This is a genomic window from Thermostichus sp. MS-CIW-40 (genome assembly GCF_054058315.1).
In genome coordinates, this window is record NZ_JBSSAC010000011.1 from 1 (window position 1) to 13,017 (window position 13,017).

12 protein-coding genes and 3 pseudogenes are annotated in these 13,017 nt (G+C 57.7%); 7 read left to right on the plus strand and 8 right to left on the minus strand.

Annotated elements, in window-relative coordinates:
- Positions 1–129: pseudogene (locus tag ACVWXF_RS05215) on the plus strand (RNA-guided endonuclease TnpB family protein); the annotation flags it as partial.
- A gap of 169 nt (positions 130–298) precedes the next feature.
- Positions 299–733 (plus strand): hypothetical protein, encoded by a 435-nt coding sequence (locus ACVWXF_RS05220; RefSeq protein ID WP_011432900.1) that lies wholly within the window; start codon positions 299–301, stop codon positions 731–733.
- A 452-nt stretch (positions 734–1,185) separates the two neighbouring features.
- Here ACVWXF_RS05220 and nuoK read toward each other — a convergent pair whose 3' ends face one another.
- The 5 genes and pseudogenes from nuoK to ACVWXF_RS05245 all read right to left on the minus strand — a co-directional run bounded on the left by nuoK (position 1,186) and on the right by ACVWXF_RS05245 (position 5,026).
- Positions 1,186–1,491, minus strand: coding sequence for an NADH-quinone oxidoreductase subunit NuoK (gene nuoK, locus ACVWXF_RS05225; RefSeq protein ID WP_414328814.1), 306 nt, complete (start codon positions 1,489–1,491; stop codon positions 1,186–1,188).
- 81 nt (positions 1,492–1,572) lie between these two features.
- Positions 1,573–2,181 carry an NADH-quinone oxidoreductase subunit J gene (locus ACVWXF_RS05230; protein ID WP_011432903.1) on the minus strand — a complete coding sequence of 203 codons (609 nt, stop codon included), beginning with the start codon at positions 2,179–2,181 and terminating at the stop codon, positions 1,573–1,575.
- A 119-nt stretch (positions 2,182–2,300) separates the two neighbouring features.
- Positions 2,301–3,649, minus strand: a pseudogene (locus tag ACVWXF_RS05235) (TPM domain-containing protein).
- 145 nt (positions 3,650–3,794) lie between these two features.
- On the minus strand, positions 3,795–4,544 hold the full coding sequence (locus ACVWXF_RS05240) for a lipoyl protein ligase domain-containing protein (protein ID WP_457473834.1): 750 nt from the start codon (positions 4,542–4,544) through the stop codon (positions 3,795–3,797).
- A 17-nt stretch (positions 4,545–4,561) separates the two neighbouring features.
- Positions 4,562–5,026 carry a YbjN domain-containing protein gene (locus ACVWXF_RS05245; protein WP_414328810.1) on the minus strand — a complete coding sequence of 155 codons (465 nt, stop codon included), beginning with the start codon at positions 5,024–5,026 and terminating at the stop codon, positions 4,562–4,564.
- Positions 5,027–5,247: 221 nt separating this feature from the next.
- On the opposite strand from ACVWXF_RS05245, the gene ACVWXF_RS05250 reads away from it, so the two are divergent.
- A complete protein-coding gene (locus ACVWXF_RS05250) occupies positions 5,248–6,003 on the plus strand; it encodes a 5'-methylthioadenosine/adenosylhomocysteine nucleosidase (protein WP_414382819.1) in 756 nt (251 codons plus the stop codon).
- A 63-nt stretch (positions 6,004–6,066) separates the two neighbouring features.
- Here ACVWXF_RS05250 and ACVWXF_RS05255 read toward each other — a convergent pair whose 3' ends face one another.
- Both ACVWXF_RS05255 and ACVWXF_RS05260 read right to left on the minus strand, forming a co-directional pair.
- Entirely contained in the window at positions 6,067–7,020 is a 954-nt protein-coding gene (locus ACVWXF_RS05255; RefSeq protein ID WP_414418492.1) for a PspA/IM30 family protein, read from the minus strand.
- 329 nt (positions 7,021–7,349) lie between these two features.
- Positions 7,350–8,168 (minus strand): hypothetical protein, encoded by an 819-nt coding sequence (locus ACVWXF_RS05260; RefSeq protein ID WP_457473835.1) that lies wholly within the window; start codon positions 8,166–8,168, stop codon positions 7,350–7,352.
- A gap of 86 nt (positions 8,169–8,254) precedes the next feature.
- Here ACVWXF_RS05260 and ACVWXF_RS05265 point away from each other — a divergent pair, with 86 nt between their 5' ends.
- The gene (locus tag ACVWXF_RS05265; protein WP_457473836.1) at positions 8,255–9,517 is read left to right on the plus strand and encodes a class I SAM-dependent methyltransferase; all 1,263 of its coding nucleotides are present in this window, start codon (positions 8,255–8,257) and stop codon (positions 9,515–9,517) included.
- Between the two features lie 46 nt (positions 9,518–9,563).
- Here the strand turns inward: ACVWXF_RS05265 and ACVWXF_RS05270 are convergent.
- Positions 9,564–9,747: pseudogene (locus ACVWXF_RS05270) on the minus strand (hypothetical protein); the annotation flags it as partial.
- Between the two features lie 107 nt (positions 9,748–9,854).
- Here ACVWXF_RS05270 and ACVWXF_RS05275 point away from each other — a divergent pair.
- The 3 genes from ACVWXF_RS05275 to lpxD all read left to right on the plus strand — a co-directional run bounded on the left by ACVWXF_RS05275 (position 9,855) and on the right by lpxD (position 13,010).
- The gene (locus ACVWXF_RS05275) at positions 9,855–11,378 is read left to right on the plus strand and encodes a hypothetical protein (protein WP_414417184.1); all 1,524 of its coding nucleotides are present in this window, start codon (positions 9,855–9,857) and stop codon (positions 11,376–11,378) included.
- Between the two features lie 66 nt (positions 11,379–11,444).
- Positions 11,445–11,963, plus strand: coding sequence for a DUF4330 domain-containing protein (locus tag ACVWXF_RS05280; RefSeq protein WP_414373270.1), 519 nt, complete (start codon positions 11,445–11,447; stop codon positions 11,961–11,963).
- Positions 11,964–11,978: 15 nt separating this feature from the next.
- Complete coding sequence (gene lpxD, locus ACVWXF_RS05285) at positions 11,979–13,010, plus strand: UDP-3-O-(3-hydroxymyristoyl)glucosamine N-acyltransferase (protein WP_457473869.1); 1,032 nt, start codon at positions 11,979–11,981, stop codon at positions 13,008–13,010.
- Positions 13,011–13,017: the final 7 nt, after the last annotated feature.

The following is a 13,017-nucleotide window of genomic DNA, read 5'->3' on the forward strand; positions in this document are numbered from 1 at the left end:
TTGAATGGTGCGAATGTGATTGCGCTTTTGGGGGCTGCTGTAAACCAGCCTAGAGGTTCGTGGTTGGCTTGCCAACTGCAGGGCTACCGAAAGCCTGCCCTGTACTGCGAAGTAGTCAGGGTCGGGTAGTTTACATTACAGCCCTTTTGCAGATGAGGTGATACCCGACCAGTTCTCATCATGCCCCAACTGGGTCTGGCGTTATCGGTTGTGTTGTTGACATTGACCTGCTAGACATCTTCTGTGATGCTAAGAAGTGTTAAGCTAAGGACTTGGATCCCAAACCGAGGTCAGCCCTATGGAATCCCTTTCTGATCCCTTCGTCAATCCCCCCATTTACTCTGCCATCGCCTTATTCAGCTTTTTTGCTGTTATCTTTGGCATCATTTTCAAGGACAATTTGGAATACCAGGTAGCCCTTTGGCAGCTCAACCGGGATAGCCAAGCGCAAATTCGCTACCGCACTCCTGGGGTGATCCTCACCTACAGCCTCTGCTGCCTGTTTACCTCTGGGTTTGTGGCCGCGTGTCTGAACGTGTTTGGCCTGTCTATGGCCTTGGCCGCCTGCGTCGGTGGGATCCTAGTGTTGAGCACGGCAGGCTTGGTGTGGTGGCAGTTGGGATCCCTGATGGCTCTGTTGGCTGCCGGTGGATCCCAGGCCATCGATATTGACTCTTACGGAGCAGGGGCCATTTTGGATTCTGAGGCGGCAGCACCCCCCGAGGGAGAATAGGATCTTGGAGTAGTCTTACCCCATGCCCTGGTCTAGCTGGATCAGCTGGATCCAGAAGAGCGTGCCTACAGAGTAGAGAAAGCTTAAGAAGTTTCTGGCCAACTTGTTAAAACGAGAGAACAAGTGCCAGCTCAGCTTTTGAAAAACGCCTCTTTCTGTAAAAAATTACAAATTATAGTCATTCCAAACTAGACTGGGACACTCCCCAAGCGTTCCGCCTCGCCTCCGTGACCGCTCCCAGAGGAGAGGGGAGCTAGAAAGCAATACAACGGAAATGTTTCATCCCTGTTTAAAATGACTATACTGGTTACAATCTCTCGCCACCCTCCTATTTTTCCCAGAAAAAATTACCACTTGACCCCTCTATCCTTTTCCTTTACTTAGGCATTCTGGCTTCACTTGACTTCAGCTTGCTAGCCTTGCCTTGATGCAAAATAAGCAACGGAAAAAGGCTACCACTTAAGCAAGTTGAAGCTCTCCATATCAATAGTGGCGCGATTGCGATAGATCCCCAACACGATGGCCAAGCCCACTGCGGCCTCGGCAGCCGCCACAGTGATGACAAACACCGAGAACACTTGGCCACGAATCATAGCTGAATCGACAAAGTTGGAGAAAGCCATAAAGTTCAGATTCACCGCATTGAGCATCAGCTCAATCGACATCAGCACGCGAATCGCATTGCGGCTCACAATCAATCCGTAAATACCAATGCAGAAAAGAATCGCTGCCACCACCAAGAAAAACTGCAGTTGCAACATCGCGATGAGCTCCATGTAGATACACAATGACAGGGGCCTCGGGAAAGCTCTAGGTTTTATGGCCGAGAGCAGTCAGCTTTAGCGGGTGCTCACCAGCTCTGCCGGTCGTTCTGACTCTGATTCCAGCTGGGGTCGGGCCCGCTCCAGCAAGCTCAGATCCCCTTCTCCGGCTTGGGGAAGAACAAACTCCCGCCGCGCCAAGACAATGGCCCCAATCAACGCCATCAGCAGCAAAACAGAAGCCAGCTCAAAAGGCAGAAGATAATCGCTGAAGAAGTGGCCGCCGATCACCAACACACTGCTCAAAGGTTGGATCGGCTGCAGCGGCCAAGGGGTGTTCAAAGCCATCGCGGCTAGAAGGGCAAACAGACCCAAACAGACCACCGCCGTCACTCCGTTGCGCAGCCAGCCCAGCTTCAGAGGAGCAAAGTTGTAGCGCCGATTCACCAACATGATGGCAAACAGGATCAACACATTAACCGCGCCGACGTAGATCAGAACTTGGGCTGCGGCCACAAAATCGGCATTCAAGAGGAGATACAACCCGGCCATGCTCAGGAAAACGCCCCCCAAGAGAAAACCGGAATAGACAATGCTGGGGGCCCAAACCACGCCTAGCGCGAAGCCAATGGCCATCGCCGATAGCACCACAAACGTAACCAGTTGTACGCCTTCTCCGAGGGTCATGAGAGATCCGTCCTTAGCCAGTTTCTATTGCTGCTCCCTTACCACTGTACTGTCCTGGCGGATTTAAGAGAAGCCCGACTCCTTTTTCAGATCGATAGAGAAATCTCTAGAGTTGGGTCTCACCAACTGCCGCCCGCTCCGCCACCTCCGCTGCTACCGCCACCGAAGTCTGAATCTCCACCTGAATCTCCACCGAAGTCTGAATCTGTGTCTGTGTCGCTGAGCTCGGGGATGACCACCTCTCGCTCGCTGCGGTACCCGCAGATAGGACAGCTCAGGATTTCCAGCTTCAAGCCGCTAGAGGAATAGGTGGCTTCCCTGAGAACCTGTGTGGTGAGGTCGAGGGTGAGGGCTTGGCACCGAGGGCAGTAAAGGTGTCGGGAGAGCGTGCCTTCGCGCACAACCACAGCTATTCCTTGACAGGTAGGACAAAACCAGCCGTAGTAGCGAGCTCTGCCGCGGCTCCTGGCCAGGCGATGCTCTTGGGGAAGGTACTTATCCAGAAGCTGGGGCTGGATGAGTCGCATGGGTCGACCACAGGCTTGACAGACCACTGGCTGAAAAGGGATCCCACGCTTCCGGCCCAAGGTGCCGTCAGTGGCCAAAGCAGCCACAACCGGCAGAGCGAACCCCAGCCAGTTGCCGCTGGACAATCCTAGGAACACGCCAAGGCAGAGGGATCCCGAATAGAGGAAGAGACGAATGGGGTCGCTCTGAACCGAAGAGAGCACAGCACCTGTTCTTGGATCTCTGCGTGTCAGGGAGAGGACTTGTCTTCCCCCTCGCTCAGCCCTTAGAGAGACGGGCATGCGAGAGCGCTGCCACCCCAGTCCCAAAATGATGATCCCCAGCAGCAGCAGGATCCCTTCCACCAGGGAAGAATCAATGCCCTGGGCCACTGCCCCAGAAGAAGTTGCAATCGTTGAGGTGGTAACTCCAGAAGCTGCCGCAGGAACATTGGCAACGGGCTGGCCCTGCAACACCGAGGTCAACTGCCGCACCCCCGCCAGAGTGCCGCCATCAAAATCCCCATTGCGAAACCGAGGCAGGATCTGCTGGTCGATAATCTGCTGGACTCGGCTGTCGGGGAGGATAGCGACCAGGCCCCTGCCCGTTTCGATTTCCACCCGCCGATCCCCTACCGAGATGAGAAACAAAACCCCGTTGTTTTGGCCTGCCTTGCCGATCCCCCAGTAGTTAAATAGCTGCGTGTGAAGTCTTTTGGTGTTGCATATCCCTGAGTATTCGGCACGGTAACCACTGCCATCTCGGCACTGGTGCGCTGCTCAAGCTGAGTGATAAGACGGTTGAGCTCGTTTTCGGTGCTGCTGCTGAGGATGTTGGCGGTATCGGAAACCCACCCTCCATACTGACGGCGGGGGTTGGGCACTTGTTCAAGGGTAATGGCCCAAGCGGGCTGCGGCAGCAGGGATACAACTAGCAAAACTGCCGCCCAAACTTTCGGCATGGCTTACCTGGCTGAGCGCTGCCTAGGTTCTAGCACAGCTGTCTCGGCTAGACTGGCAGTCCTTTTCCCAGGGAGAGAGGGGAGTTGGGGAACGGTTGAGACAAGCCGCTTCTTGTTGCTAGTAATTGTTAACAGCAACCGGCCCTCAGTCCGGCCAAGGGAGCCAGGCTTCTTCTTGCCATTCCACTTCAAAGCACTCCCGGGCGGCCTGGAGAAAATGTTCGATCAAAGCAGGGATCCCTGGCGCCGTGGGGCAAATGTCGTAGATACCAATCACCTGCGAGCCGGGCAGATACCGTTCCCACAGCTCTAGATTGGGTTGCAATAGGAGGGATCCCTGTTGCAGGATCCCCCAAGGTTGCCACAGTTGGGCGTTGCCCATCAGCTTTTTGCCCTGCCAGCTCAAGTCAGCACGGGTACGGGAGGCAAAGCAACTGATTTTATTGCGGTAGCCTGGATTTGGGGTTGGGCGGTTCTGACCACCCGTCCGGCTGGGAGCAGAAACAGGCGGATCCACTTCAACGCCCAGCTCCGCCAACCCCTGCACCCAAAAGCGGCAACAGAAGTCGTACACCCAGGCCCGCTTCAAACTGGGCAACCTGGCTTGCAAGTAAGAAAGGGGCAACACCAAGCTGTAGGTCAGCTCTGCTGCATCCTCAGCCGCCTGATGGAGCACCGCCCTTCCCCCCGTGGGTCGGCGCACAATCGGGATCCCTGGCAGGGGATCTGGCCAAACCTGGTGCCGTCCCAGCGAGAGGGTGAGCCGATCCCAGCCATAAAAGCGCAGGCAGGGCTGAGGATCCCGACGAAGCCTGTGCAAAAGCCGGAAGTCCTGCTCCATTTGCCAGGCCCCAGAGGCCACGCGGTAGGGGAGCCAGTATCCCTGGGATCCCATCCCGGCAAAGCCAGACCCTAAACTTTGGGAAACTCGGCCTGGAGGGGCTCATCATATTCATCGGCCAAGCTGGCCACAATGGTGATGGCCCGGGAAATTTCGCCCGCTGTGATCCCTTCCAAGGTGCGGTAGTGGTTCAGCACCACCTGGTTGTTCCAAATGCAAAAACGCGCCTCTAGGGTATCGCTCCAATTCTTCTCCAGGAGCTTCTGCATGAGCTTGGCCGGTTCTGCCACCGGCAGAGAGAGAACGGGAGACCATACCAAAAGAGTGTCTTCTGGGGATTCGCCGCTCAGATGGACGAACACTTCTGCCGTGCCGTAGGTGAATTTCCAGGTGTGTCCCTGCTCATGGTTTTCGTAGGCCGCATCCTCTTTGAGGCTGGAAACCACCGCCGAGACAACCTCAACGCAGCGAAGGGGCTCTGGAAAAACCTCTGGCGAAGGGTTAAAGGTGCTCATGAGCGGCTCACTGTAGACCATGGTCTTCCCCCTATTCCCTATCCAACCACCTCAACTATACCGCTATACCGCCTAAGACTCCGACCTATCCGGTCATCGCTTTGGGATCCTCAACTCAGGCGAGAATGAAACCGTTGGCAATGGTTCACTAAGTGGCCGGACAGGTGAGGGCAAGCGATCCCCCCCGCCAACTGGAGAGAGAGCCTGTTCAAAAGTCTTTCGAAGAACCTGAGGGAAGCTCTATGGAATCTCCATCTCATCTCCCCCAGAAAGCCATCGGTATTCTTGGAGCCCTGCCCGAGGAAGTGGCCATGCTCACCGCAGCAATGGAAACCTGCTCCATCCATACCCATCTGGGGCGACAGTTCCACCAGGGATCCCTGGCGGGGCAACCGGTGGTGGTGGTACAAGGTGGGGTGGGCAAGGTGCGGGCGGCAACCACGGCGGCTCTGTTGGTGGCCCATTTCCCTTTGCAGGGGATCATTTTTACCGGTGTGGCCGGGGCCTTGGCCGATCACCTGCACATGGGAGATGTGGTGCTGGCCCATGCGGCGATTGAGCACGACTTTGGCACCGGACGACCCGAGGGCTTTGTCTTGGGGATCGACTTTATCCCAGAGCTGCGCCACCCACTGGCCGAGGCCGATAGCGCCCTCTACGACCTGATTGTGGCCCATCCCGAGCGGATCCCTCTCCACCCCCTACAAGGCCGGGATCCCGTCATCCATCAAGGCTTGGTGGCCACCGGCGATGTGTTTGTGGCCGACGCAGACCTACGCCGACAAATCCGAGAACGCACCGGCGCTTTGGTGGTGGAGATGGAAGGGGCAGCCGTGGTGCGAGTAGCGCAAGAAGCCGGGATCCCTTGTTTGCTGGTGCGCTCGGTTAGCGATGCAGGGGACGATACGGATTTCTTGAGCTTTTTTCAAACAGCAGCGCTCAACTCAGCAGCAGTCGTCCGCACCATCCTGCAAAACCTGCCCCCCTCCTTGCCTTAGCCCGACTGTGGGGATCCGGGGACCCCCTTTCCCAAGGAAGAGTTGGGCTGGATCGCGTTGGCGTCAGTTGTTCATCTCCCGCTCCAGTTTGGCCATCGAGATCTGGCTTTCCAGGCGGGAAATGCCTTCGCGAAGGGTTGCCACCTGCGCTTCAACTTCATCCAAAGATTTGCGAACCGCTTCTGCCGCGCTCATGTGCTGGTTGCGCCGGACCAAAGCCTCGCGGGCAAGGTCATCTTGGTTCTGTTGGCTGGCTTTCTCAGCCCTGACAAACCAATCTTCGGCCTTTTGCAAAATTTCGTCGTACCGCCGTTCCAGTTGCTTGCGACTGGCCAGGGTTGTGGTGAGGCTGCGCTGCAATTGTTTCAGATCCCGCTCCATCTGCCGGATGCTCACCCTTTGTCGGCTGGGCTTTCTCCACAGCACTTTGCTCAGACCCACCACCACCACTGCGGTAGCAATCCCCACACCCGCAGCCGCCGCCGGATTTTCACGAATCAAAGAACCATCCAAAACATTGACCCCCGCAAAGGCCGAGGTTTGCGTGGCCGTCTCCCGAAACTCCCAAGGCATCACCGGATTGCGTTGCTGCCAGAAGCCTAACCGCGCCGCTTGGGCCGCCTCTTGGGCTTCTAGGTAGCGTTGCCGATTGGCCCCGTGCAAAAAGCGCTCGTAAACCACCGCCTGACCCTGGCGCAACATCTCCAAATTCACCAAACCATCGGCGTTGTACACCTGGGCAATGTGAAGCCCTTCCGGTGTGACATAGAGGGTATCCACCTGCACCAGGGATCCCGTCGGGAGCAAGTTTTGCAGAGCCTCTTGGGATAGCCGCCCCCAGCGCCCTTGGGTCAGCTCCGGCGCATCCACATAGGCCAGACGGAAACGGGTTGGCCTGCCGTTCAAGTCCGCCCAAAAGGTGTCCCCATCTACCACCGACCGCACCCGTGCCGTCCCGGAAGATTGTGCTGCCGCTGGAAGAACAAGCCAACTGCCCGAAAGGACAGCCACAGTCATCAGAAGGGAAGTTCTTGAGGTCATGGGGGTCACTCCTATTGTGCAGAACAAGAACAAAAGTTAAGAAATAATAAGATAGAGAAGTTTGGGGGAACAAACCGGAATCCCAGAGCGTCCTTGGGGATTGCCGTGAGGCTGGCTGCTGCTCTTCCCTGGCAAAGGCAACAGAGCCAGCTGCTCCCTACGTCGGAAAAGGGAACCTCTCCCACGAAAAGCTGCGGCTCTCGAAGAGTCGGCTCGTGGGGTCGGCTTAATTTGGGTTAGAGTTTAGCTCACCTTTTGGGGCAACGTCACAGCCCTAAGGCGCAATCTTTGTCCCCCTGATCAAATCACAGGCGCAAGCGATAGGGTTCTTCGTCGGGGAAGTCGGGCAGAGGAGGGGGCAGGATCTCGATCTCCCCCGTAGGCAGCGTTTGCAGCACCGTACCCAACTGGACCAGTTGTTCCAAGACAAACAGGCGGGTATCCCGGTCGGTGGTGGAGTTAAACACGCTCAGCCAAACATCGAATTGGGAACGGCGGCTGAGAGGACTGCGGGCGATGTTATCCCCCAACTGGCGAAATTCATCTCCAGGCAGGCCCACCTGCTCTCGCCAGGCAGCGGCTTGGTAGTAGTCATTGCGGCCCGCTTCCGCATCCCCCAGAAACATAAAGTTAAGTAGGGCGCGATCCACATAAAGTCGCCAGGCGTCAGGGTTGTTTTGGGGGTTGAACTGCTGCAGGCCGCGATCCAAAATCTCGACGGCTTTTTCCGGCTGGCCGGCCCGATAGGCCAACACCAAACTAGAGAGCCGGTAGCCCAAGAGGAAATGGGGATCCAGCCGCAGCATGTGATCGAAGTAGTCGTAGGCCAGGCCATAGCCAGTCAGGGTGCGAGCCTGTGCATCCCCGTAGTACTGGATCAGCTCCAGCCACAGCCAGGAAGCCCCCAAGTTACGGTAGCCCAGCCACCCCAGCGTATTGGCCAGGGCAATGTTGCGGTTTTTGCGGGCCTCGGCATTTTCCCATTCTCCCAGATTGATCCGCTCCAGCATCGGCAATTGCAGCCGCACCACCAGGATCCCACACAGAAACGCCCCCCCAACGGCGGCCAGAGTGCCTGCCAGGGAGAAGCGAGAGCGACGACGGGGCAAGGAAGCAGTAGCCATGGCAAGTTTTTTGCGGATCCCTGAGGCTGTCGCGACCAGGGGCTACACTCAATCATAAGTTGAACCGTTGAGCCTCTCCCCTGCCTATGGCCAGCTCTGCCCTCTCGGCTTCAGAACGGGCTTTAAGCCTTTACGAGGCTCTGCCCTACCCTAATGTGCCCCTCTCGCAGACGGCCCGCAACGCCCTGCCGGAGATGTTCAAGATGAGCTATACCACGGCTCAGTACCTGCGCACCCATGCTATCGTCCCGCCAGAGGGCAAGGTTTTGTTGAATGCCGGCTGTGGCTCCGGTTGGGAAACGTTGATGATGGCTGAGGCCAATCCAGGGGCCCAGATCGTTGCCTGTGATCTGTCTCCTGCTTCGGTGAAGCTCACCCAGGAACGCCTGCGCCACCACGGCTTCGCAGATGCCGAGTTTTATGTCCTCAATCTGCTGGAGCTGGATCGCCTGGGGATCCAATTCGATTTCATTAGCCTCAATGATGTTTTGTATTTGCTGGAGGATCCCACCGAGGGCCTGCGGGCCATGAAAAATGTCCTCAAGCCCGATGGCATCATCCGGGCCAATCTCCACAGCCGCTATCAACGGCAGGTGTTTTTCCGCCTGCAAGAGGGGTTGCAAAAGGTGGGGCAATTTGACGTTCCGCCAGCAGTAGGGGCCAAGAATGTGCGGGAGTTCATGGGATCCCTTCGGGAAGAAGTGGCCCAGGCGGTGCTCTGGAACCCGGCCAACTATGCCGAAGATGCGGCCATTATGAATAATTACCTACTCTCCAACGACAAGGGGTTCACGATCCCCGACCTGTTTCGCATGTTGCAGCAGGCGGGGTTGAGCTTTTTGAGCTTGGTGGATAGGCCCGACTGGTCGGTGGAGTCTTTGTTTAAAGAGGTGCCTGAGTTTGTGCGGCAGCGGTTGGCAACCCTCAGCATCATGGAGCGGCTGCATCTGTATGAACTCCTTCGCCCTGTCCATCGCCTCATCGACTTTTGGGCGGAGCATGCCGGCTCTTCGCCGGTGCTGCCTTGGAGTGACGAAGATTGGCTGTCGGGATCCGTACAATTCAATCCCCTGTTGATGGACAACCCCCGCTTTCGCCAGGAGTACAGCAAAGCCCTGCAAGGGAAGCGGCCCTACGAAATGCAGTGGACAGGGGCCACCCACGGGCGGATCAGCATCCCTGCCGAGAAAGTGAGCTGGTTGGCGCCACTGCTTCAAGGACCAACGCCGGTTCGAGAGCTGATTCAACAGGCCGTCCAGTTGGGATCCCCAGATGAAGAACGAACAACCGCTGAGGTGCTGACCTTCCTAACCAACCTAGAAGACTTTCTTTTTTTGATGCTGCAATAGGCAGCTGATACATTTACGCTGAACACTGCTGAACATCACTGTTCAACTATGCAGCGATAGCATTCTGTTTGTTTCCAACCAGAATGGCGGTATCCCGCAAAGCTTTGAGTAGAATACCCAAAGCGCAGTTTCCGTGTCGTCCTACTACCAATTTTCTGCTTTGCTTTGGCTACCATGTTGGCAGACTCGAAAGTAAACAGAAAGATCAACTGGTAGTAATCCGTACTGAACACATTATACATTATTTTCAGTATAGTTGAGCTTATTATTGACTAGAGTCATGCTCCCCAAGTTCTGGCTGCCCATACCTGTCTGTTGTTTGTAACCTATGAGTCAGATGTCTGCCCGGTCGGGATCTTACTGGCGCGCAACCCTGACGCGGTGGTTCCCACAGCCTCTGGATCGCTGGGTGGCCGGGATCACCCTCTGCAACCTGGCCATCGGGGTGATCCTGGTGGTGTTGGGCAACCACACAGCTCCTTACGTGCGGGACTTTAACTGGCAACAGCAACGGGTGGGGGCGCAAGAAGTGCAGATGGTGCTCACCTTCAACCGCCCGATGGATCCCGTCAGTGTTGAAGAGCATTTGGAGATCCAGCCCCCTCTGCCAGGCCGAATGCGCAAGCTGGGTCGCCGCTTTTTTTGGACGCTGACAGAACCAGCCCCTTACGGCCAGACCTACCGGGTGCGCCTGCAGGCAGCCGTGGATGAACGGGGCCAGCCCATGGCCCAGCCCTTTGAGGGGGAATTCCGCACGCCGGATCGGCAGTTGCTGGGGATCAGCACCGAACCTGCCCAGCGAGGGCGAATGTTTCTGTTCAACCTGGAGACGGGAGCCGCTACTCTGCTGACTCCAGCTGGGGTCAAGGTAACCCAAATGCAGCCCAGTGCTGATGGCCGCTTCGTGTACTATTTCGCCACGGCCACCAACCTACAGCACCAGGATCTGTACCGGCTGGATCTGGAGGATCTGTCTTCGCGGTTGCTGCTGGATCATCAGGGTTACCAAAACCTGCGCTTCCAAGTCTCGCCGACGGGGGAACTGGTGGTGGCAGAGCGGATCCCGCTGCAACGGGATCCCATGGCTGCCGTCCAGACGGAGCTGTGGATCCAGAAAACGAGCCGGGATCCCTTTGAACGTCTAGAGCTGGATACGGCGGTGGGGGGAGATTTTTTCATTAGCCCCGATGAGAGCAGCCTGCTCATCTCGCAGGGACAGGGGGTGGGGATCGTACCCTTGCATCCACGGGCGGCAGCGGAGAGCTTTCTAGCCCAGTTCGGCCAAACCTTAGCCATCCGCCCCGATGGGGCTTTCGGGGCTTTGCTGCGCTTCAATCCCGACTACACCCGCAGCCTCTCCATCGTCAGCAATACCGGCAACAGCGAGGAGATTTTGAGAACCCAGGGATCCATCCTGAAAGGGGCTTTTTCCCCTCGGGCGCCCATCTTCTACGCCTTGGTCAGTGAGGTCTCTCACGTTAGCGGTGCGGAGCATGATTCTGTTGGCGAGGTCGCGATGGACTCCCCCAGCTACACCGAGTCGCCCCGCCTGCTGGCGATAACGCTCGGCACTGAAGCAGGCAACGCCATAGAGGTGGTTCGAGCCACCTATCCCGTCGATCTGGACTTCAGCATTTCCCCGGATGGACGCATGCTGGCCTACACGCTCTTGGAACCGTTCCCAGGGATCCCGGATCCCTCGGCTCCCCTTAGCCGTAGCGGGCAAGCCATCATGGCCTCGCAAGTGTGGTTGGTGGATTTGCAGGACGGGCTGCCCATTCCTGATGGACAAAGTGGTTCGCACCGCTGGCGGGAACGCCGCCTACCGCTGGGCAGCAGCACGCTGGCTTGGATCCCCTAGAGCGGGAAAGCCACTTGGGGAGCAAACCTGCCTAGAATCAAAACAGGGTGTGCGAGGAGAGGTGATATGCGGGTCATTGACGAACAGGGGCGGCTTTTGGGAAAAGTCAGCCTCTTGGATCTGGGAGCCCTAGCAATTGTGGTGGTGGCCATTGTTGCCGTCTTGTTCTTTCCGGGTCGGCAGGCGGGCAGTGTAGTCCAGGTGGGAGGTGGCCCCACGCTACCGGTGGAAGTGGATATGATCGTGCGCGGGATCAGCAGCCGCTCCGTAGAACCCTTCCGGGCGGGGCACAAGGCCGACTTGATCATCCGCAATCAGCCCTACGGCCAGGTGGAAGTGGTACGGGTGGAGAATGTCAGCCGTACCGTGCCGGTGGTGTTTCCCGATGGACGGGTGCAGAACTTGCCCGATCCCGAAGCCTATCGCCTCGACCTGGTATTTACGTTGCGGGGGCGGGGCCAGCGCACCGAGAATGGCATCGTCCTGGGCAACAATCGCGTCAAAATTGGCGTTCCCCTAGAGCTAGAGACCTTTGACTACAACTTGCGCGGCACCGTGATGGACGTGCGGCTGCTGCAATCGTAGAGGATGTCAACTCCAATGCAGCTACAGGAGATTGCCCAAAAGTTGGGATGTGCCTACGAGGGGGATCCCACCCTGGAAATTCACAGCGTGGCCAGCCTGGCGGAGGCTCGCCCAGGGGAGCTGAGCTTTCTCAGCGAGGCCCGCTACCTACCTCTCTTGGAGCAAACCCAGGCCAGCGCCGTCATCGTGGAGGAAGGGCTGGCTTTGCCCTGTTCCATTGCCTGCTTGCGGGGCAGGGATCCCCGTCTGCTCTTTGCCCAGGCCATTGAGCTGTTCTACCAACCCTACCGCCTGCCCGTTGGCATCCACCCCACCGCTGTGATCGATCCCAGCGTCGAGCTGGGGGAGGGGGTGGCCATCGGGCCGCACGCAGTGGTGATGGAGGGAGTGAAAATTGGCGACCACACCCAAATTCACCCCAATGTCACCATCTATCCCCACGTGCGGATTGGATCCCGTTGCCAGCTCTTGGCCAATTGCGTCATCCACGAGCGCACAGAAATTGGCGACGACTGTCTGATCCACAGCGGCGCTGTTATCGGCGACGACGGCTTTGGCCACATTCCTCTGGCAGATGGCTCCTGGCGGCGCATGCTGCAGGCGGGCCGAGTGGTGCTGGAAGACAACGTGGAGGTAGGCAGCAACACCACCATCGATCGGGCTGCTGTTGGGGAAACCCGCATTGGCCGCGGCACCAAGATCGACAATCTGGTGCAAATTGGCCACGGCGTGCGCACCGGATCCCACTGCCTGATCGTGGCTCAGGTGGGCATTGCCGGCAGCACCCAGTTGGGCCACCACGTCATCTTGGCCGGGCAATGTGGCTTGGCCGGGCACCTGCACATTGGCGATGGCGTGCGTGTAGCCGCCCAGACAGGTGTAACCAGCGATGTTCCCGCCGGTCAAACGGTAGCAGGCTACCCCCATCAACCCATTGCCGAGTGGCGCAAGAGCATGGCTGTCCAGCGGCACTTGCCTGAGCTGCAACGCACCTTGCGCAAGCTGGAAGCTCGTGTGGCCAAGCTGGAACAGAGCAGGGAATCATGAGAGACGG